The organism is Fictibacillus sp. UD, from assembly GCF_043558025.1.
Lineage (GTDB): Bacteria > Bacillota > Bacilli > Bacillales > Fictibacillaceae > Fictibacillus.
The window spans coordinates 291819-313574 of the sequence record NZ_JARUHH010000001.1; the positions used below are offsets into that span (position 1 = coordinate 291819).

The 21756-nt window shown below is 40.1% G+C and carries 19 protein-coding genes and 1 pseudogene; 16 read left to right on the plus strand and 4 right to left on the minus strand.

The features are described 5' to 3' along the window. Positions 1 to 274: 274 nt before the first annotated feature. Positions 275 to 811 (minus strand): transcription repressor NadR, encoded by a 537-nt coding sequence (locus tag P8610_RS01465; RefSeq protein ID WP_394603092.1) that lies wholly within the window; start codon positions 809 to 811, stop codon positions 275 to 277. Further along, positions 802 to 1953 (minus strand): IscS subfamily cysteine desulfurase, encoded by a 1152-nt coding sequence (locus tag P8610_RS01470; protein ID WP_394602841.1) that lies wholly within the window; start codon positions 1951 to 1953, stop codon positions 802 to 804. The genes P8610_RS01465 and P8610_RS01470 overlap by 10 nt, the downstream gene beginning before the upstream one ends. 96 nt (positions 1954 to 2049) lie before the next feature. On the opposite strand from P8610_RS01470, the gene nadB reads away from it, so the two are divergent. The 12 genes from nadB (at position 2050) to yajC (ending at position 13752) form a co-directional block, all read left to right on the plus strand. Further along, positions 2050 to 3630, plus strand: a complete 1581-nt coding sequence (gene nadB / locus P8610_RS01475) for an L-aspartate oxidase (RefSeq protein WP_394602842.1) — start codon at positions 2050 to 2052, stop codon at positions 3628 to 3630. Next, positions 3584 to 4444 (plus strand): carboxylating nicotinate-nucleotide diphosphorylase, encoded by an 861-nt coding sequence (gene nadC, locus P8610_RS01480; RefSeq protein ID WP_394603093.1) that lies wholly within the window; start codon positions 3584 to 3586, stop codon positions 4442 to 4444. The genes nadB and nadC overlap by 47 nt, the downstream gene beginning before the upstream one ends. Further along, entirely contained in the window at positions 4419 to 5516 is a 1098-nt protein-coding gene (gene nadA, locus P8610_RS01485) for a quinolinate synthase NadA (RefSeq protein ID WP_394602843.1), read from the plus strand. The genes nadC and nadA overlap by 26 nt, the downstream gene beginning before the upstream one ends. A gap of 140 nt (positions 5517 to 5656) precedes the next feature. Next, positions 5657 to 7297: a LysM peptidoglycan-binding domain-containing protein gene (locus P8610_RS01490; protein WP_394602844.1), complete on the plus strand. Its 1641-nt coding sequence runs from the start codon at positions 5657 to 5659 to the stop codon at positions 7295 to 7297. 56 nt (positions 7298 to 7353) lie between these two features. Beyond that, positions 7354 to 8277 carry a phosphotransferase gene (locus P8610_RS01495; RefSeq protein WP_394602845.1) on the plus strand — a complete coding sequence of 308 codons (924 nt, stop codon included), beginning with the start codon at positions 7354 to 7356 and terminating at the stop codon, positions 8275 to 8277. 72 nt (positions 8278 to 8349) lie between these two features. Continuing rightward, positions 8350 to 8937 carry a YhcN/YlaJ family sporulation lipoprotein gene (locus P8610_RS01500; RefSeq protein ID WP_289494987.1) on the plus strand — a complete coding sequence of 196 codons (588 nt, stop codon included), beginning with the start codon at positions 8350 to 8352 and terminating at the stop codon, positions 8935 to 8937. 278 nt (positions 8938 to 9215) lie between these two features. Then, positions 9216 to 9809 (plus strand): Holliday junction branch migration protein RuvA, encoded by a 594-nt coding sequence (gene ruvA / locus P8610_RS01505; RefSeq protein ID WP_394602846.1) that lies wholly within the window; start codon positions 9216 to 9218, stop codon positions 9807 to 9809. A 14-nt stretch (positions 9810 to 9823) separates the two neighbouring features. Further along, the gene (gene ruvB / locus P8610_RS01510) at positions 9824 to 10825 is read left to right on the plus strand and encodes a Holliday junction branch migration DNA helicase RuvB (RefSeq protein ID WP_394602847.1); all 1002 of its coding nucleotides are present in this window, start codon (positions 9824 to 9826) and stop codon (positions 10823 to 10825) included. Beyond that, complete coding sequence (locus P8610_RS01515; RefSeq protein ID WP_066239545.1) at positions 10822 to 11013, plus strand: DUF2905 domain-containing protein; 192 nt, start codon at positions 10822 to 10824, stop codon at positions 11011 to 11013. Before ruvB ends, P8610_RS01515 begins: the two co-directional genes overlap by 4 nt. An 18-nt stretch (positions 11014 to 11031) precedes the next feature. Then, positions 11032 to 12060: a tRNA preQ1(34) S-adenosylmethionine ribosyltransferase-isomerase QueA gene (queA, locus tag P8610_RS01520; protein WP_394602848.1), complete on the plus strand. Its 1029-nt coding sequence runs from the start codon at positions 11032 to 11034 to the stop codon at positions 12058 to 12060. A gap of 18 nt (positions 12061 to 12078) precedes the next feature. Then, entirely contained in the window at positions 12079 to 13221 is a 1143-nt protein-coding gene (gene tgt, locus P8610_RS01525; protein ID WP_289494991.1) for a tRNA guanosine(34) transglycosylase Tgt, read from the plus strand. A 261-nt stretch (positions 13222 to 13482) separates the two neighbouring features. Continuing rightward, positions 13483 to 13752 carry a preprotein translocase subunit YajC gene (gene yajC, locus P8610_RS01530; protein ID WP_066239553.1) on the plus strand — a complete coding sequence of 90 codons (270 nt, stop codon included), beginning with the start codon at positions 13483 to 13485 and terminating at the stop codon, positions 13750 to 13752. Positions 13753 to 13783: 31 nt separating this feature from the next. Here the strand turns inward: yajC and P8610_RS01535 are convergent, their stop codons facing one another. Continuing rightward, a complete protein-coding gene (locus P8610_RS01535) occupies positions 13784 to 14173 on the minus strand; it encodes a TIGR04086 family membrane protein (RefSeq protein WP_394602849.1) in 390 nt (129 codons plus the stop codon). A 197-nt stretch (positions 14174 to 14370) separates the two neighbouring features. Here P8610_RS01535 and P8610_RS01540 point away from each other — a divergent pair, with 197 nt between their 5' ends. Next, a complete protein-coding gene (locus P8610_RS01540) occupies positions 14371 to 15030 on the plus strand; it encodes a DUF421 domain-containing protein (protein WP_394602850.1) in 660 nt (219 codons plus the stop codon). 18 nt (positions 15031 to 15048) lie between these two features. On the opposite strand, the gene spoVB is transcribed toward P8610_RS01540, so the two are convergent. Further along, positions 15049 to 16599: a stage V sporulation protein B gene (gene spoVB / locus P8610_RS01545; RefSeq protein ID WP_394602851.1), complete on the minus strand. Its 1551-nt coding sequence runs from the start codon at positions 16597 to 16599 to the stop codon at positions 15049 to 15051. 98 nt (positions 16600 to 16697) lie between these two features. Between spoVB and P8610_RS01550 the strand changes: the two genes are divergently transcribed. From P8610_RS01550 to recJ, 3 genes and pseudogenes are all read left to right on the plus strand, one after another. Continuing rightward, entirely contained in the window at positions 16698 to 16940 is a 243-nt protein-coding gene (locus tag P8610_RS01550; RefSeq protein ID WP_394602852.1) for a post-transcriptional regulator, read from the plus strand. 167 nt (positions 16941 to 17107) lie between these two features. Continuing rightward, a pseudogene (secDF, locus tag P8610_RS01555) lies at positions 17108 to 19319 on the plus strand (protein translocase subunit SecDF). A gap of 73 nt (positions 19320 to 19392) precedes the next feature. After that, complete coding sequence (recJ, locus tag P8610_RS01560) at positions 19393 to 21744, plus strand: single-stranded-DNA-specific exonuclease RecJ (protein ID WP_394602853.1); 2352 nt, start codon at positions 19393 to 19395, stop codon at positions 21742 to 21744. Positions 21745 to 21756 lie beyond the last annotated feature (12 nt).

The following is a 21756-nucleotide window of genomic DNA, read 5'->3' on the forward strand; positions in this document are numbered from 1 at the left end:
CTGCGGGACAGGCGGGCAGTCCGAAAAGTGGAAGTGGCTCGTTCAGCCCCGACAAGCAAAAGGTGAATGGTATAGCAAGGTGCACTTTGCCTTGTGGACCATTTAACTTTTGACCTCGAGGGGCTAGCCACTGCAACTAGACAGGTGAGACACTTAAGAGTGAAACGTTTAGAATGTGGCTCACCGCCTGCCCCGCGGAAAGCGAGCACCTGGAACGGAAATCAATTACTTACAAAGCAACAAAGTTTTCGCAAAAAGCCTTTTCAAAAAAATACTACAATAAAAATCCTTTTTCTTGTAACGCATCACAAACTTTATCTAACTTTTCCTGCGAATCAGATGAGAGTGTATGCATATGAATGCCTTCAGTTAACTCACTTAACAGAGTGGCGTTCGTATCTTTAAGCCGCTTAATCAAATTCTCAACATCTTTCCGAGTGGAGAGCTTTAGTGAAGCTTTAATATCTCCATAAACAGGGTGTTCAACTGTAACATCTTCAATGGTTACACCGTAATCCACGATTGTATGGAGTTCGTCGATCGTTTCTTCTGGAAGATGGTTTGCAGCAATCACGCGCGTGAAAGAGTTTTTAATACCGGGCTTAATATAAACATAGCCTTGTGCAGTTGCCATAATCGGCTCGCCGCTCGCTTTAAGTAGCGACATATCCCCAACGATAACTTGTCTGCTAACGTTTGTTTTGGCGGCGAGTAATGAACCGCTAAGGGGCTCTTCAGCTTCTATCAGCCACGATATAAGCTGCGACCTTCTATCATCACCTTTTAATTTATCGAGTTTGCTCATCTGGATAAAACCTCACTAACAGATCTGAATTTATTTGTAATCTCATTAAGTGCTTTTCCTAACATCGTGATATCTTCTATCGTTGTTTGGTGACTAAGTGAAATCCGTACTAGACCATGGGCTTCACTGTCAGTTCTTCCTACTGCAAGTAATGCTTTGGATGGTTCTTGCTGACCATTTTTGCATGCAGATCCTGTGGAAACGGCAATCTTCCTTCTGTTAAGTTCCTGCATAACAATTTGCCCTTCCATTCCTAAAATTCTGATTGGAATGATGAAAGGCGAGCTATCAGCTTTTCCTTCAAAGATAATATCTTTATTTGTAAGTATAAGCGATAAGAACCTTTTTCGCATATCTTCAGCATGCTGAAAAACGACAGGTTGCTTACTTATATACTCATCTGCCGCAGTAACAAAAGCTACAATGGAGGGCATGTCAACCGTTCCTGGCCGGAAGCCACGCTCATGTGTTACATCAGAAAGAAGTGGTTTTATATGAACTGACGGTGAGATGTAAACAGCTCCCGTTCCTTTTGGTCCATGAATTTTATGTGCAGAGACAGTAAAAGAATTTATGAAAGCTGAGCTGAAATAGTCAATGCTATATTTTCCGAATGATTGAACACAGTCACTGTGAAACAAGATATCTTTATCGGCTAAGAAGGTTCCTATTTCCTTGATGTCTTGAACCATTCCTGTCTCACTGTTTACATGTTGAATGGTAACCAGAATGGTATCTTTCCGGATTGTGGCTTGCAATTGATCGATAGAAATTTTCCCGTTATTGTTCACAGGAATTCTTGAAACTTCATATCCATTCTTCTCTAAAAAGGTAAGAACGTATTCAACAGAAGGGTGTTCTATGTTTGAAGTAATAATGTGTCTCCCCTTTTTCTGTGCGCCAAACGCTAAAGAAGTAATGGCAAGAAAATTCCCATCAGAACCTCCGCCAGTAAAATAGATTCCTTCTCCTTCTATTCCTAATAAATTTGCTAATGAAGTTCTACCATGTTCCAATAAATCCTTTGCGTTTAAACCGCCATCGTGGAGACTTTCCGTATTGTGAAAAAAAACTTTTGATGTATGGATAAATGCTTGTAAAGCTGTTTCTGACATAGGAGTAGTAGCAGCAAAATCGAGATATATCAAGGTTTTCACCTCTGTTTAAATAAAATAGTTGTATCTAGTTTAAATCTATGTAAATATAGGTGTCAAGACACGTGTAAAGTAGAGGTGTTCTAATGAATGACTCATATTGAAGCAGATGTATTAATTGTCGGTGGAGGAATCGCTGGATTGATGGCTGCTGAATATTTAAGTTCGCATAAGAATGTGATAGTTATCACAAAGTTTTCTGAAGAGCAATCAAATTCCTATTTAGCACAAGGCGGGATCTCTGCAGCCGTTGATAAAGAAGACTCATGGGTGGAGCATCTTCTAGACACCATTAAAGCCGGTCATCTTCACAATGATCATGAGATGGTAAAGAACCTCGTTCAAGAAGGAAAAAACGTCATCCATACTCTTGCACAGTGGGGAGTGCGGTTTGACAGAACAGAAGATGGTTCTTTTATGCTTGGAAAAGAAGGTGGGCATCACCGAAATCGAATTGTTCATGCAGGTGGAGATCAAACTGGCAAAAAGGTTATGGACGCTCTTATACGCAGAGTAAAGGATAAAGTCGAGGTGATTACATATCAATACGCCGTAGACTTAATCATACAGAATAACAAATGTACCGGAGTGTATTGTAAGGATGATGCAGGTAATTCTACCTTCTTTCATGCGAAGAATACGATTTTAGCAGGTGGTGGTTATGCAGGAATCTATGCGACTACTTCTAACGCTTTTGGATCTGATGGAAGCGTTTTATGTATGGCATACCGAGCGGGTGTTGAACTTTCTGATTTGGAATTTGTTCAATTCCATCCAACATTACTAACGGGGAGAAATACAGTTGGATTGATTACAGAAGCAGTAAGAGGCAAAGGTGGTGTCATAGTCAATTCTAAAGGAATTCCTTTTATGGAAGGTGTTCATCCTCTTAAAGACTTGGCACCGAGAGATATCGTTTCAAGAAGAATATTTGAAGAGATTCATAATCATGGTGAAAGAGTTTATCTCGATATTAGAGGTATTACTGGTTTTGAAAAACACTTTCCTGGTGTAAGTATGTTGTGCGAAAAAGCGGGGGTTTCGTTAAACGAAGGGTTGATTCCCGTAGCCCCGGGTGCTCATTTTACAATGGGTGGTATTGTTTCAGATCAGAACGGCAAAACATCAATGGCAGGACTATATGCGATAGGAGAATGTGCGAATACAGGAGTACATGGAGCGAATCGTCTCGCTAGCAACTCTCTCTTAGAGGGAGCAGTTTTTGCAAAGTCGGCAGCACAAAGTATCCTTCTCACAGATGACTGTAACACGAGTTCATTTTCTTTTCGCGAATTAGAAACGCCAACTCAGGACTATGCGCTAGCATCGGAACTGCTTAGTGAAGAGCAGATTCGATCCATAATGGATAAGCATGCTGGTATTTGTAGGCACGAAGAAGGATTAATAGCAGCGGCAGAGATGCTGCAGTTAACAACTTGGAAACCACTACTTATCAATGAGCCTTTATCTGTGATTAAGAGATTAAATATGCAAACAATGGCTTGGCTAACCTTAACAAGCGCTCTGAAGCGTGAAGAAAGCAGGGGCAGTCATTATCGAAATGACTATCCATTTCCACAAAGTGAGTGGGAACAAAAAAAGATTATAAGGAGTTTACGGCATGATGAATCCATTATTGCTAAAAAAGCAGCTACAAGAGTTTTTAATTGAAGATATTGGATCAGGAGACTTGTCAGCTTCACTGTTTGAAGGAAACGCAGAAGTTACCGCAACGATTATTGCAAAGGATCAAGGTGTATTTGCAGGTGGACAGATACTTTCAGCAGGTTATGAACTGATTGACACAACTCTTCAAACAAACATTTATGTGAGTGATGGTGAATGGTTTGAAGCTGGTACTAAACTTGCAGAAATTACTGGTAAAAGACAAAGTGTATTATCTGGAGAAAGAGTGCTATTAAACTTGCTGCAGCGTCTCTCAGGCATCGCGACGGTCACAGCAAAAGCTGTTTCAAATTGCAACGGAGAAACACGAATTTGTGATACAAGAAAAACAACACCTGGACTTAGGATGCTAGAAAAATATGCAGTAAGGTGCGGAGGGGGATTTAACCACCGATTTGGATTATACGACACGGTGATGTTGAAGGAAAACCACCTTGCAGGATTTCAATCTATTCAAGCAGCAGTTGAAGCTGCGAGACAAAAGTTTGGACATACGGTAAAAATCGAAGTTGAAACTGAGACGGAAGAACAAGTAATTCAAGCAGTGCAGGCTGGAGCAGATATTATTATGTTCGATAACTGTACGCCAGAAGAAATCGTACAGAGGATGAAGCATGTACCTCAAGGCATGATTACAGAAGCATCCGGCGGCATTACACTTGAGATGATTCCAGAGTATAGCCTTACAGGGGTCCATTATATTTCATTAGGTTACTTAACTCACTCATACAAAGCATTGGATATCAGCATGAACGTTAAAGGAGTTATAAAGCATGAATATACTCAAAACCTTTTCTAAGAATAAGACATTGCCAGCTCGCTATTCAGATATGACAACAACAGAAATGGAACTCAGGATTAAGGAAATAAAGAAGATGCTAGGAAATAAGCTATTTCTTCCTGCGCATCATTATCAAAAAGATGAAGTGGTACAATTTGCAGATGGTACTGGTGATTCTCTTCAGCTTGCTAAAATTTCAGCTCTGAACAAAGAAGCTGATTTTATCGTTTTCTGTGGTGTTCATTTTATGGCTGAAACAGCTGATATGCTGAGCAGCGTAAATCAGATTGTCATACTTCCTGATTTAAAAGCAGGCTGTTCGATGGCGGACATGGCTAATATTCATCAAACCGAAAGAGCATGGGACGAACTGAATAAAATTTTTGGTGACACCATTCTTCCACTGACTTATGTGAATTCAACGGCTGAAATTAAAGCGTTTTGCGGTAAGAATGGAGGAGCTACGGTTACTTCTTCCAATGCTAAAGAGATGGTAAGCTGGGCATTTGAACAAAAGGAAAGACTGCTTTTCTTACCTGATCAGCACCTAGGTAGAAATACTGCCTATGCCCTGGGGATTCCGCTGCAGGATATGGCAATTTGGGATCCGATTAAAAATGAGCTTATCTTTGAAGGATCTGATATCGAGCAAATTAAAGTGATTCTTTGGAAGGGCCATTGTTCAGTTCATGAAAAGTTTACAGTTAATCAAATTCAAGACTTTAGACAAAACTATTCAGATTATAAAATCATCGTTCATCCCGAATGTACGCATGAAGTAGTAAGTGCAAGCGATCTGAACGGATCAACACATTACATCATTGAAACCATAAAACATGCAGCAAAAGGAACAAAATGGGCAGTCGGGACAGAGATGAATTTAGTTAACCGGTTAGCTCAACAGTTTTCAGATAAGAAAATCGTTTCATTAAACCCTAATCTTTGTCCATGTTTAACAATGAATCGCATTGATCTGCCACACTTGCTATGGTCTTTAGAAAATATTATAGATGGTAAGCTGGAGAATATTATTAAAGTGGATGATGAAACAAAAAAATATGCCGTAATGGCATTAAATCGAATGATGTAAGAGCTCAAACTCCCCTCTGTCATATCCTTCTTTTATCAGGCATAAATTGATAAAGGAATAATGACACTTCATTAAGATGTAGCAATATGCCCAAATGTTCATATACTGTAAGGAAATTTGGCAGGAGGGAGTTTTGCAGCGTGAGAATTCACATTGTGCAAAAAGGGGACACACTTGACAAAATAGCTGAAAAATACGATGTTCCAGTTCAAGAACTAAGAAGAGCAAATCCTGGTTTCTCCAAAACAGATGTAATCGAGCGGGGGGAAAAGATTAAAATCCCAATCAAGATGCCTGGAATGAAAAAAGAGCAGCCTATAGTACCAGTGAAAGAAAAACCGGTAGCACCTATACAGGAGGCTCCAAAACCAGCTCCGGTTAAGCCAGCGCCGATGAAACCAGCACCAATGAAACCGGCACCTATAAAACAAGAAATGAAGCCTGCGCCAATGAAACCGGCACCGATGAAACCAGCGCCGATGAAACCAGCCCCGGCTAAGATGGACAAAAAAGACGTGCCAATGAAAAAAGATGTTGCACCACCAATGAAAAAAGATGCTCCATTGCAAAAAGATGTTCCTATGCAAAAAGATGTTCCGATGAAGGCGCCTATGAAAGCACCTATGAAGGAACCAATGGCACCCCTTCATGACAAAGATTTTGCCGGGATGATGGAGTCTTCAAACCTAGGCCATTATGTTCCGATGGGTTATCCAAATCAGCAGCCAAACATAGCAAATCAGCCAAATATGGCAAACCAGCCTAATGTAGCCAGTAAACATGGGTTGTATCCAGGAAAAGATGGTTATGGACCTAATAAACATCAATTCTTAATGGAAGAATCCTCAGGTATGATGCAAAATATGTATGGCTCTATGCCGTCGATGTTTCCTAAGCCGCAAACGTATTCGCAGATGCCACAAGGTTATGGTATGATGCCTCCTCAAGGATTTAGTGGTATGCCGCAACTTTACGGTGGAGGGTATCCACAAGGAGGCCAACAAGCGGGTGCTGGAATGCAGCAAGGTGGTTCCATGCCATTCGGTGAATATCCTGATTCAGAAATGGATCAAATGCCAGCTGGAGAATATACACCTGGTGGTCAACAAGGCATGCAAGGAATGCAGATGGGCATGCAGCAATCGGGTGATATGGGTATGATGCCAATGGGTATGTCTGGGACGCCGCAAATGGGCCAAATGAGCATGATGCCAATGGGAATGCCACAGATGGGTATGATGCCACAAGGCGGAGAGATGTCACAAATGGGTCAGATGGCTATGATGCCGATGGGAATGCCGGGAATGCCGGGAATGCCACAAATGGGCCAGATGGGCATGATGCCACAGGGTGGAGGAATGCCAGGAATGCCACAAATGGGCCAGATGGGCATGATGCCACAGGGTGGAGGAATGCCAGGAATGCCGCAAATGGGCCAGATGGGCATGATGCCACAGGGTGGAGGAATGCCAGGAATGCCGCAGATGGGTCAGATGAGCATGATGCCACAAGGTGGAGGAATGCCAGGAATGCCGCAAATGGGTCAGATGAGTATGATGCCACAAGGTGGAGGAATGCCAGGAATGCCGCAAATGGGTCAGATGGGTATGATGCCACAGGGTGGAGGAATGCCAGGAATGCCGCAGATGGGTCAGATGGGTATGATGCCTCAAATGATGCCACAAGGTCAAGGAATGGATAACATGCCTAACCCATATTCACAAGCTCAGTCTCGTGATCTTCAGGAAGATTTTGCGGAAGAAAACGAAGACGATGAATAGGGAAGGTAGGGACGGTTTCCAAGGAGATCGTCTTTTTTTTTAAAAAGATGAAAGAAATGGGTCTTGAAATCCTTGATTTCGGGTTCTTCCGTGATAATGTAATTTGGGTTAATACTAGGCAAGGCAAGTATGTTCTAAAGGGTTTCAGCCGATCGGAAACATGCAAAAAACAATTAAAATTATCTAAACTTTATCATGGTCAAAAACCTAGAATCATGGGAACTTATACCGTTTATCCCAATCAAAAAAAGTCGATGGAGTTTGGAGAATATATATGGGCAATCATGCCTTTTTATAAAGGAGAAGGACTTCATTTCGGCAATCAATCGGATGTAAGTGCAGGAATGGATGCAATCAGTCGTTTTCATTCTTTTTCAAAAAACATTCCTTCCTCTGTTTATGATCAATTATCCTCTTATTCACTTTACAAAAAGTGGAGCGATAGGTTTGATACGTTTAAATACCATGCTCAATCAGCAAAATGGAGTCATCAAATGCAGCCGCTCATTTCTGACATACTAATATGGGGAAATTGGAGCTTAAAGAATTTTGATCATGATGCAATTGAAGCACTTGAGAAAAAAGCGCATAAAAGAAAAGAAATTACGCATGGAGATGTGGCACCGCATAACTTTGTAATCAATAAAGAAAAATCCAATAAAGCATATCTGATTGACTTTGATCTGTTTGCGGCCGTTCCTCAAGCTTTTGACTGGCTGCAATACGCGAATCGAATTTTACCATTTTGGTATTGGTCTTATGAAAAAATGGAAGAAATGGGTAACGAGGATTTCTTGAAAATGTTTACAAAAAGATGGTTTGTCAGTTGTTTAGTCTTTCCTACAGATCTTTATAGGGAATGGAATAGGGCCTTGAAATATCAAGACCAAGGCATGATTGAGGCAGTAACGAGATTTACATTGCGTGATTATTCTTACAGAAAAAAATTTGTTGAGAAAATCATAAATAAAATGAATTAAATGACATCCTACATTTAACAGATTATTTAAGACCTTCTCTTGCCAAGCTAATGGTGAAAGGAGGTTTTTCCATTGAATGCATTGATAAAGACACTTACCGTAACAATTCTTGCTAGTGGTCTTGTAGGCTGTAACGGTGTAAATGAATCACAGGACAGGAATGACAACGATACTCGCCCAATCGGATACTATTCCAATGAGGGAGATAATCGTGGTGATCTTGACCGTGGTAGTGGATTTATTTCTGATATGGCTGACCGAGATGTAAACGATCATGCCTCAACTTACCACGAAGATTATGATGGTAAGCTCGCTGAACGTATCGCCAATAAAGTAAACAATATCCGGGGTGTAGACGATGCTCACGTTATTCTTGAGGATAACAACGTCATTGTAGGAGTAGACACGGATGAGAGTAAAAGGGAAGAACTGACTAAAAAAGTCAGGGAAACCACTGCTAATTTGGCGCCAAATCGTGATGTGAAGGTTGTTTCTGATCAAAAAATGGTGAACCGCATTGAGAATGTTGATAATGACCTGCGTGATGGCCGTGCATACACGGAAGTTGAATCAGATGTACGCGGAATCAGTAAAGACATCGTAAATGCAGGAAGCGATCTTGGAAATGCTATAAAACGTCCTTTCGAAAACAACCGCTAGCTTTAAAGAACTGTCAAAAGTTTATTCAACTTTTGAGCAGTTCTTTTTTTTGTAAAGCTCACCTAGTGTAATACAGTGATTAGGTTGTTTCTAGCTGAAAGATGAATAAAGCGATAAATAAAAAATAAAGGAGATTGGACAAAAAAGAAAGTTGGGCATGGTCATCAGCCAAAGATCACAAAGTAACCAAATTCACTTTTTATAAGGAATTAGGGGGTGGGCTATGTTACAATGGGGATAGAAACATACGCTCGGTTTAGCGTTAGGGAGAGAAGAAGTTGATAGAAAGTATTTCTGGAAATGTAGATTACATAACAGCAGAATATATAGTATTGAATAATAACGGGATCGGCTATAAAGTGTTATGTCCAAACCCATTTATCTATAGACTAAACGAACAAAAAACAGTGTATACGTATCAATACGTGCGTGAAGATATTCTTGCATTATACGGTTTTAAAAATCGAAAAGAGCGGGATCTGTTTTTAAAGTTATTAAATGTTTCAGGTATTGGGCCTAAAGGAGCACTAGCAATTGTTGCTTTCGGACAGCCTGAACAAGTAGTGAATGCCATTGAACATGAAGATGAAAAGTTCCTAACGAAATTCCCAGGTGTAGGAAAGAAAACAGCGCGTCAAATGATTCTAGATTTAAAAGGCAAGCTGTCTATCTTTGCTGATGTTGAAATTACAGAGGGTCTTTTTGCTGAAGTTGAAACAGCTGGTGATGAACTTGATGAAGCACTCGAAGCACTGGCTGTTTTAGGATATGGAAGAAAAGAAATTCAAAAGATACTTCCTTCTTTAAAGAAAGAAAAGATGTCTGCTAATGAATATGTTAAAGCAGCATTAAAGAAGTTAATGAATGCATAAGGACGTGAGGATGGATGGAAGAGAGAATTGTTTCTTCAGAGGAACGTCAAGATGAAGCAAACATTGAGTTAAGCCTGCGCCCTGAAGTGTTAGATGAATACATTGGTCAAACTTCCGTAAAAGATAATTTGCGGATATTTATTAAAGCTGCAAAGCTCCGCGATGAGCCGCTTGATCATGTCCTGCTTTATGGGCCTCCTGGTCTTGGTAAGACGACCTTGGCTTCAATTATTGCAAACGAGATGGAAGTTAATTTGAGGACAACCAGTGGTCCTGCGATCGAACGTCCGGGAGATTTAGCAGCCATTCTAACTTCATTAGAACCTGGTGATGTTTTATTTATAGACGAGATACATAGACTTTCACGTGCCATTGAAGAGATTTTATATTCGGCGATGGAAGACTTTTGCTTAGACATCGTGATTGGAAAAGGAGAGGTGGCGAGGTCTGTTCGGCTCGACCTTCCTCCTTTTACGCTTATAGGAGCAACTACAAGAGCCGGGTCTTTGTCAGCTCCGCTTAGAGATCGTTTTGGAGTACTCGCTAGGCTTGAATATTATAAACCGGATGAACTTGGTGAAATTGTAAGGCGTACCGGTGATGTATTTGGCGTAAAGGTTGATGATTTATCAGCTGAGGAAATTGCAAGAAGATCAAGAGGAACCCCGAGGATCGCAAACCGTCTTTTAAGGAGGGTTCGGGATTTTGTACAAGTGGAAGGCAAAGATACCATTTCGCTGCCCATCTGCCAAAAAGCACTTGAACTTCTGCAAGTAGACCGTTTAGGTTTGGACCATATTGACCATAAATTATTACTAGGGATCATTCACACGTACAAGGGCGGTCCTGTCGGGCTAGAGACCATTTCGGCTACAATAGGAGAAGAGTCCATGACGATTGAAGATGTGTATGAACCGTATCTTCTGCAGATTGGTTTTTTACAGCGTACCCCTCGTGGACGGATGGTAACTGAACAAGCCTATCATTATTTTGGACTGGAGGCGTCCGGAGATTGAATCGGCTCTTAATTATTGCAGGAATCGTTCTGATTATAATAGGATTAGTAGGTACGTATATTGGCAAACTTCCTGGTGATATGGTTTGGAAAAAAGGAAACACAACTGTTTATTTTCCAATCATGACTTCCATTATCATCAGTGTTGTTCTTTCCTTGATCTTTATGATTATAGGTCGATTTAAATAGAAAGCAGGAATACAATACATGAACGTAAATGATTTTGATTTCCATCTTCCTGAAGAACTAATCGCTCAGACACCTTTGGAGAACAGAACTTCTTCTAGGCTGATGGTGTTAGATAGATCACAAGAAAAAATTGAGCATAAACATTTTTATGATTTAAAGCAGTCCTTAAAAGAAGGAGACTGCCTTGTTTTAAATGATACACGTGTTCTGCCAGCAAGACTTTTTGGACAAAAGTCTGATACAGGTGCAAAGGTTGAAGTTCTTCTTTTAAAAGAAGAAGGAAACGACACATGGGAGACACTGGTTAAACCAGCAAAGCGCATAAAGCCTGGAACAGAAATCACGTTTGGAGACGGACGCTTAAAAGCGGTCTGTACGGGCGAGAGCGACCATGGCGGCAGGCAGTTAAAGTTTATCTACTCAGGGATATTCTATGAACTTCTCGATGACCTTGGGCAGATGCCGCTTCCACCTTATATTAAAGAACAGCTTGAAGAGAAAGACCGCTATCAAACAGTTTTTGCTGTGCATCAAGGATCAGCAGCTGCACCGACTGCTGGACTGCATTTTACAACTGAGATGATTGAAGATATTAAAGCGATGGGTGTACATGTTACGTTTATAACGCTACACGTGGGATTAGGGACGTTTCGTCCTGTGAGTGTAGAAAACATTTTCGAACATGACATGCATGCAGAGTTTTATCAGATTACAAAAGGGACAGCTGAACTACTGAATGAAGTTAAAGCGGCTGGCGGAAGGATCATTACCGTTGGAACTACGAGTACTCGTACACTTGAAACGGTAGCAAACAAATTTGATGGAGAGTTTAAGGAAGACTCGGGCTGGACAGATATCTTTATTTATCCGGGATATACGTTTAAAGCGATCGACGGTCTGATCACAAACTTTCATCTGCCGAAATCAACGTTAATTATGTTGGTGAGCGCATTCGCAACGAAAGATTTCGTTTTAAGAGCATATCATGAAGCCGTTGAAGAAAAGTATCGTTTTTTCAGTTTCGGTGACGCGATGCTTATACTTTAAGGGGGATATATTTTAGTTATGAAACCAGCAGTAACTTATGAACTAATTAAAACGTGTAAACAGTCAGGAGCTAGACTCGGGAAAGTCCATACCCCGCATGGAACGTTCGAGACTCCTATCTTTATGCCTGTTGGTACGTTAGCTACGGTAAAAACGATGAGTCCTGAAGAACTAAAAGAGCTAGGTGCAGAGATTATCCTGAGCAATACGTATCACCTTTGGCTAAGACCAGGCCATGATATCGTAAAAGAAGCAGGAGGACTGCATAAATTTATGAATTGGGATCGTCCGATTCTCACAGATTCAGGTGGTTTTCAAGTTTTTTCTTTAAGTGACCTTAGAGAGATTAAGGAAGAAGGCGTTCACTTCAGAAACCACCTTAGTGGTGAAAAACTTTTCTTAAGTCCTGAGGGAGCGATGGAGATTCAAAATGCACTAGGCTCCGATATTATGATGGCATTTGACGAGTGCCCGCCATATCCAGCTGAATATGAGTATATGAAGGCATCTGTAGAACGTACGAGCCGTTGGGCTGAACGTTGCTTAAAAGGACATGCTAGACCTCAGGATCAAGCTCTGTTCGGTATTGTTCAAGGCGGAGAGTACGAAGAGCTTAGAAAACAAAGTGCTAGAGACCTTGTATCACTTGATTTTCCTGGCTATGCGGTTGGAGGTCTTTCTGTAGGAGAACCGAAAGATGTGATGAACCGAGTGTTAGATTTCACTACTCCGCATCTTCCGGAAAACAAGCCTCGTTATTTGATGGGTGTTGGGTCTCCAGATTCACTTATTGACGGTGCAATTAGAGGAATAGATATGTTCGACTGTGTTCTGCCTACTCGTATCGCAAGAAATGGGACATGTATGACAAGCGAAGGAAGACTCGTGGTTCGAAACGCAAAGTATGCACGAGACTTCCGTCCAATCGATGAAAAGTGTGATTGTCATGTGTGCAGAACGTATTCCAGAGCGTATATTCGTCATCTTGTAAAAGCAAACGAAACATTCGGATTTAGATTAACAAGTTACCACAATCTTTATTTTTTGGTAAACTTAATGAAGCAAGTAAGACAAGCGATCATGGAAGACAGGCTTCTTGACTTTAGAAATGAATTTTTCGAAATGTACGGCTTCAATAAACCGAATGCACGTAATTTCTAAATAAGGTTTCGAAAGCATTCCGGTTTCAGTAATATTTTACTCGGCATAAACTTTTGCTCATTTTCTTCATTGACAAGTTGATTGGAGCGTAAGGTGGCGAGACTCCTACGGGACGAGCGGTCAGGTGGAGACTCCTAATGGCGCAGAGCGGCAGGAGGCTCACCGCACGCCCCGTGGAAAGCGAGCCGCCTGAAGCGGAAATCAACTACTTTCAAAAGCTTACGAAAACAGTATTTAACTTACAGAAAGGGGTGAATAAGTATGGGAAATCTTGGAGGAATATTGCCGATTATCTTAATGTTTGCTATTTTTTATTTCTTGTTGATCCGTCCGCAGCAAAAAAGACAGAAAGCGGTTCGTGAAATGCAGTCTAATCTGAAAAAAGGCGACAAAGTAGTAACTATCGGTGGATTGCACGGAACGCTGGATAGCATTGATGACAATGTTGCAGTTATTCGTTCGAATGATGGTGCAAAGCTAACATTTGACCGCAACGCGATTCGTGAAGTAAAAGAAGAAGCTGCTCTATAGCAAAAAGATAAGACCCGTTATGTAACGGGTCTTATTTATATGTTTGCTTATGACTGCTTAAGTTAACGCCCATAATACCGCCGATCATTGCTAACAGAAGAAAAAGGCCATGATACATATACTGAGAAGAGTTAAATGTACTTTGGTAACCTAAATATTGAATGAGGAAAACAAGAAAAGAGAACAGAATACTTGTACCGCCGCCTAAAAGCCAGCCTTTACTTTGCCCTTTTTTTCCAGAAATCATCCCGCCAATAAATAATGATAAAAAAGATAAGCCGATCGTTACCCATTTGAGTGATGCTTCTGTCAGTCCGGTAAATCGTAATAATAGTGAAAGAACCAAACTGCATAGCAAAATCATAAGAAGAACTGCTATCAAACCCCGTCCCATAGAAGAAGCCATATGCTTAATCCCCATCTTTTGATCCTCCTTATTCCTACAAGCTTTCTATATACTTTATTCAGTCTTTTTCAGAATTAGAAGTACAAGCAAGGTATTTTCCCTTCGGTTCCCATTTCTTTGTTATTGGCAAAACCTTCGTATCATGTTTTTTCATTTCTGTGCCACACTAACAAATGGAATGTGATGAGAAAGATTATGGAAGGAGGGGGATTATGGAGCTTTATACGATTATATTTAGAACGCTTTTTATATATTTTTTAATTATGGTTATCTTTCGTATGATGGGTAAACGTGAGATAGGAAAATTGTCCATTATTGATTTTGTCGTATCCATCATGATTGCTGAGTTAGCGGTCATATCCATTGAAGATCCGAAAATTCCAATGTTAAATTCCCTCGTATCCATTTTTGTATTGCTTGGTATTCAGCTTTTGTTAGCTTTAGTTTCTTTGAAGAGCAGAAGAATGAGAGAGATTGTTGACGGAAAACCTTCTTTAATCATTCGTGAAGGTAAAGTAGATGAAGAAGAAATGAAAAAACAACGATATAATTTTGATGACCTTCTCACACAATTAAGAGAGAACAACATAAAAAGTTTAAATGAAGTGGAATTTGGTGTTTTAGAAACAACAGGAAAACTATCTGTAATTAAGAAAAATGAAGATTCAAACAAGACTCCGTTCCAGATGATCTTACCACTTATATTGGACGGGAAAATGTTAGAGGACAACTTAGAAAAAATGGACAAAACTCCTTTTTGGCTCAGACAAGAGCTGAAAAAAGTTGGTTATAAAGATATTAAAACCATTTCCTTCTGCACAATTAACGATGATGGATCACTATATGTTGATGAAATGAATAAGAAAAAATAAAACAGCCGAGCGGCTGTTTTATACCCATTTTTTTATGAATGGTATGTGCTTTAAATCTTCTTTTCCTAAAAGCTTAAAAAAGATTAGTGTGAACAAATATAGGCAGCATGTTGCTGTAACACAGATGATTAGACCTTGCAGTGGTGGAAACTGTGGCATCATATAACGGTATAAGTATACTGCGCCTCCGCCTGTAATGATTATAGCTAGCAAACAAAATATAAAATCTTTCACAACGATTGTATAGCTGATCGCTTTTATAACTGTAGCAAAGTGCAGCAATGTTACGACAACTATACTAATTACTATACCGAGAGCAGCGCCCATAATCCCGAATTCTGGACGTGTAGCAAGTGCAAAGATGGCTGTTAATTTCACTAGTGCACCAATAAGGCTATTGATCATCGCAGACCGAGCCAAGTCTAGGGCTTGAAGAACGGCTTGCAATGGACCTTGAAAATAGAGAAAAAAGAAAAAAGGAGTCATAATCTTTACATAAGAAGCAGATGCTGGTGAATCATACATCAAGTCCATGATGGGAACAGCAAAAACATACATTACAACTGCCGCAATACCACCTGATAGCATGGAGAGCTTCAACGCTTGATTAAGCCGGTGCTCGATAAGATGGTATTTTTTTTGTGCATTCGCTTCACTTATAGCAGGGACCAAAGACACAGAAAGAGAATAGGTTATGAACGTTGGCAAAAACAATAAAGGAATAACATAGCCTGCAAGTTCCCCATATTGGGCTGTGGCTACAGCTGTGGTGATTCCGGCAAGTGCTAAACTTTTTGCAACAACGATTGGTTCGAAAAAGTACGAAACCGAACCGATCAATTGACTTCCTGTTGTAGGAAGTGCAATATTCAAAAGGTCTTTCAGTGTTTCGTGTCCTTGTTTTAACTGTTTGAAGAAGCCTTTTCGTATGCGCATTTTCTTTTTTACTTTGAACATGGAAAACATGTATAACAGAGATGCGAGTTCGCCGATGATTACAGAGATCATCGCCCCAGCCGCTGCGTATTCAACACCGTATGGCAGAAAAAGGCCGGTTAAAAGAGCTACGAGGGCAATCCTGACAACCTGCTCGATCACTTGTGAATAAGCTGAAGGTCTCATGTTCTGCAGTCCTTGGAAGTATCCTCTCAATACAGAGGATACAGCGATTACAGGAACAACAGGTGCAATCGCGAGCAGCGGCCATATCGTTCTTTTATCTGTAAAAAAGTATTGAGCTAACAACGGGGCTGCAATAAATAAAGCAATAGTGATCAATATACTTAGAACACCAGTGATGGCGAGTGAAACGATTAAAATTTTCTTCACTTTCGATCTGTCACCTGTAGCATCAGCTTCCGCTACAAGCTTTGAAATAGCGATCGGAAGACCCAGTCTTGTCAGCGTAACGGCCAATAAAAACGTTGGAACTGCCATCATATAGAGTCCAACACCTTCAGGTCCCATTACGCGTGCCATTACAATTCGGTTAACGAAACCAAGTATCCGAGTTACAAGACCTGCTAAAATAAGCAGAATCGTTCCTTGTACAAGTGTTTGTTTTGTCATTTTAACCTGTCCTTTCTTGGACAATCTCATATATCACTATATGCACGATGTGTGAAAGGTCATGACAGCTTGTTTCATATTGAAAGGAGAGAAGAATGATGGAGGATACTCATTTTACTCATTGGAAAAAAGAAGTGAAGCCAGCCGTACAGAGCAAAAAAGAAGAATTTCATTACATGGGGTATGAAAGTGTTACAGAAGAGGAAATATGGGAATGTGTACAGGCCAGGTTAAAGAAAAAAAAGATCGAGCCTCGTCTCCATGCGCTAGTCGATCAAATTCTAGCACTTTCACTGAATGATTTTATGACATGGCTAACGATTCAATCTTATAAAGAATAGTGTTATCAAAAGTGAAGCGGATGCTTCACTTTGTTTATGTTTTATTTATGAACAATCACAGGACAAATTGACAGAAAAAAACAACAATCGCTATAATGGGAAGGATTAGTATTCGTACTTATACATAATGTTGTCTTTTTGGTGCAGCATGAAGGAGGTTTCTTAAAGTGGTAAAGAGAAGTAAGATCGTCATCTTTTTTATCGTACTTCTAATGTTTGCCGCACTTATTGGGCTTACGACAGAAAAGATCGTAAAAGAAACAAAGCTTGGACTTGATCTCCAAGGCGGTTTTGAAGTGCTTTATGATGTTGAACCTGTAAAAAAAGGTCAAAAAATAACGGAAGCAACGTTAAATAGCACGGTTGAAGCGTTAAACAGCCGTATCAACGTGTTAGGTGTGTCTGAACCTGATATTCAGATCGAAGGCAACAACCGTATCCGTGTTCAGCTTGCCGGTGTGTCTGATCAAAATAAAGCGCGTGAACTATTGTCTACGCAAGCAGAACTTACGTTTCGTGATGTAAATGACAAAGTGTTGCTTGATGGATCTGATTTAAAAGGAAATGCTGCAAAACAGTCATTTGCGCAACAAACGAACAATCCAATAGTAACACTTGAACTTAAAGATGCTGACAAGTTCAAACAAGTTACTGAACAAATCGTGAACATGCCTCCTGGTGAAAATGTTCTTGTTATTTGGTTAGATTTTGAAAAAGGTGATTCGTTTAAGAAAGAACAGCAAAAAGAATTAGCTGGTAAGGAGCCCAAATACATTTCTGCACCTGCTGTTAATCAAGTGCTTTCACAAAGCGACGTTATGATCGAGGGATCTTTCTCAGTAGAAGAAGCAAAAAGTCTTGCAAGTATCCTAAATGCAGGAGCCTTGCCAGTTAAGCTTGATGAAGTATATTCTACATCTGTTGGAGCAAAATTCGGTGAAAAAGCATTAAACGAAACAGTATTTGCTGGCTTTATCGGTATTGCAGCAATCTTTTTATTCATGCTGATCTTCTACCGTATCCCAGGAATTATTGCTGTATTAACTCTATCCATCTATATTTGGTTGATTTTAGCCATTTTCTATTTAATGAACGGCGTTTTAACATTGCCTGGTATCGCAGCACTTATTCTAGGTGTGGGTATGGCAGTTGACGCTAACATTATCACGTATGAACGTATAAAAGAGGAATTGAGAAGCGGAAAATCCGTTTTAAGTGCTTTTAAAGCGGGGAACCGCCGTTCATTTACAACGATCTTTGATGCAAACATTACAACGATTCTTGCAGCAGCTGTTTTATTCGCTTATGGGACGAGTTCAGTAAAAGGTTTTGCATTGGTTTTAATCATTTCGGTACTGGCAAGTTTCATCACAGCCGTTTTCGGAACAAGACTATTCCTTGGACTATGGGTACAGTCACGTGTGATGGATAAAAAGCCAGGGTTGTTTGGTGTAAAGGAGAGTGACATCCGTGAGCTTTAATTACGACTTTGTAAAAAACAGAAACCTTTATTTCATCATCTCAACTCTCCTTACGATTGTTGGAATTGTATTTTTACTTACAATCGGTCTAAAACTTGGTATTGATTTTGATAGTGGTTCACGTGTTAATATTCAAGCGACTGAAACGTTAACAAATGAAGGTGTTGAAGAAGAGTTTAAGTCACTTGGTCTCGATCCAGAATCGGTTGTACTAGCCGGAAATAATGATCAAGCAAATGTTGCCTTTAAGGGAGCATTATCAAAAGACGAAGTGGCAAAGATAAACACCCATTTTGAAGATAAATATGGGGAAACACCAAGTATAAGTACTGTAACACCGACTGTTGGCCGTGAGCTTGCACAAAACGCCCTATTTGCAGTTCTGATTGCTTCAGTTGGTATCATTATCTATGTAGCATTCCGTTTCGAGTGGTCCATGGCTGTTGCCTCCGTTGTTGCGTTACTGCACGATGCGTTTATGATCATTGCAATCTTTAGCATCTTAAGAATTGAAGTTGATCTGCCGTTCATCGCAGCTGTTTTGACCATTGTTGGTTATTCCATCAACGATACGATTGTTACATTTGACCGTATTCGTGAAAATATGAAACTTGAAAAAGTAAAAACACAAGAAAAGCTAGCTGAAATCGTTAATAGAAGTATTCGTGAAACGTTAGGTCGATCCATCAATACTGTACTGACGGTAATCATCGCAGCAGTTGCTCTATTAATTTTTGGAGCAGATTCCATCAGAAACTTCTCCATTGCCTTGTTAATTGGTCTAACTTTTGGTGCTTACTCATCAATCTTTATCGCCTCTCAGTTGTGGTACGTAATGAAATCACGACAGATGAAATCGAAAAAGACACGACCTGTTGAAGCAGAACCAGAAATCTAAAGATAAATTTCATTCATAAATTGTCACCTCTTATCCTGTTTTGTATAATGAATAGGTTAAGAGGTGATTTTTTATGCTGGAGCCTAGAACAAGGTGGGAAATCCAAAAACCTTCAGAAGAAAAGGCAAAATGGTTGTCCCAAGAATTAGACGTACCTCTGCTTATTGCAAATTTGCTAATCGTTAGAGGGATTGAGACAATAGAAGAAGCACAAGCATTTTTAAAAATAGATACGAATCAATTTCACGATCCGTTCTTGATGGATGGTATGAAAGAAAGTGTTGAGCGGATACATAAAGCGATAGAATCTGAAGAAAAGATATTGATTTTTGGAGACTATGATGCAGACGGTGTCAGCAGTACAACGGTTATGTATTATGCGCTGAAAGAATTAGGGGCACAGTTTGATTATTATATTCCCAATCGATTCACAGAGGGATACGGACCTAATGAACCCGCTCTCAGAAAAGCGAAAGAAGAAGGCTATTCACTTGTAGTAACCGTTGATACGGGAATTTCTGCTGTACATGAGGCAGCTGTTGCTAAAGAGATCGGACTTGATTTTATCATTACCGATCATCATGAAGCGCCGCCTGTATTACCAGATGCTTATAGCATCATTAATCCTAAAAAACCTGGCTGCACGTATCCTTTTTCCGGTCTAGCGGGGGTAGGAGTCGCTTTTAAAGTAGCGCATGCGCTTCACGGAAAACCTTTGCTGCACTTGCTTGATTTTGCGTGTATAGGAACAATAGCAGACCTTGTACCGCTTGTTGATGAAAATAGAGTGATCGCGAAACTTGGAATAGAAGCACTCTCAAAAACAGATAAGATAGGTTTGCAAGAGCTGTTAAAAGTAGCAGGACTTTACGAAAAAGAACTTTCAGCAGAAGATGTAGGGTTTGCGATCGGACCGAGAGTAAACGCAGCAGGCAGGCTTGGATCAGCGATGCCAGTTGTAGAGTTGTTTACCTCAAACGATCGTGAAGAATCTGCCATGCTGTCTGAAGAGATCGATTCGGTTAACAAAGAGCGTCAAGGGATCGTTAATGAGATCACGAAAGAAGCAATCACTATGGTTGAAGAGAGTTTTCCATCTGACGAAAATGAAGTGCTAGTTCTTGCGAAAGAAGGTTGGAACCCAGGGGTTATCGGAATAGTAGCCTCCCGTTTGGTAGAAAAATTTTACCGGCCAACCATCGTGCTTTGTTTGGATCATGAAAAGGAAACGGCAAAAGGATCGGCCAGGAGCATAAAAGGTTTCGATATGTTTGAGAATCTGTCCGAATCAAGAGATATCCTGCCTCATTTCGGAGGTCACCCGATGGCAGCAGGAATGACCTTGTCGATGCATGATGTGGATGAGCTGAGAAAGAGGCTCATTAAGCAAGCGAAGAATTGTTTACAACCAGAAGATTATCTTCCGGTTACTTCTATTGATCTTAGTGCTACTCTAGGCGAGGTTTCACTGGAAACTGTTGAGATGCTAAGTACTTTAGCTCCTTTTGGTGTAGGAAATCCATCACCTCGAGTATTGATTGAAGAAGTGCCTATACGCGAGATGAAAAGGATTGGCAGTCAGTCAAACCACCTAAAATTACAGGTAGGAAATGGTGAGATGTCTGTATTGGATTGTATCGGTTTTCAAAAAGGAAGTTTACTTGATGAGATGACTCCTTACTCTTTGCTTTCATTAGTCGGTCAAATTCAATTAAACGAATGGAACGGTTATCGAAAACCTCAACTTCTTCTTGAAGATCTTTCTGTAAATCATTTTCAGCTTTTTGACTACCGTGGTCTAAAAGACGCTGGTAAAAGGTTGATTGGTCTGCCATACTCCAAAACATGTTTTATCGCGTTTGAAAAAGACACATTAAAACTTGCGGGACTAGAGGGATTAACTGAACACGTGATCGGAGAAGATGAGCTTTCTACACTTCCGAAAGATTATTTTAAAGATAAATATTTAGTGTTCTTAGATGTCCCTTCCTCTCTTGCTCGTTTTTCAGAATGGCTGGAAACGATCGGAGAACCATCTCGGATTTATGCAGTGTTCCACCAAAACACAGAACACTTTTTCACTACGCTGCCAACAAGAGAACACTTTAAATGGTTTTATGGCTTTTTAGCCAAACGAAAAACGTTTAATGTTCGTAAAGATGGTGCAGAACTCGCGAAATGGAAGGGCTGGTCAAAAGAAACAATAGATTTTATGTCAAAGGTGTTTTTTGAGCTGGATTTTGTTACAATAGACGATGGTGTTATTTTCATTAATAAAGAACCTAGCAAAAGAGAATTAGAAAGTTCTGAAACATATCAGAAAAAGTTTGAACAAGCAGACATAGAAAATCAGCTCGTTTATTCTTCTTATCATTCTTTAAAAAGCTGGTTTACAGAACAAACCCGGCCAAAAGCCAGTTTGTAATTTTCAGGAGGC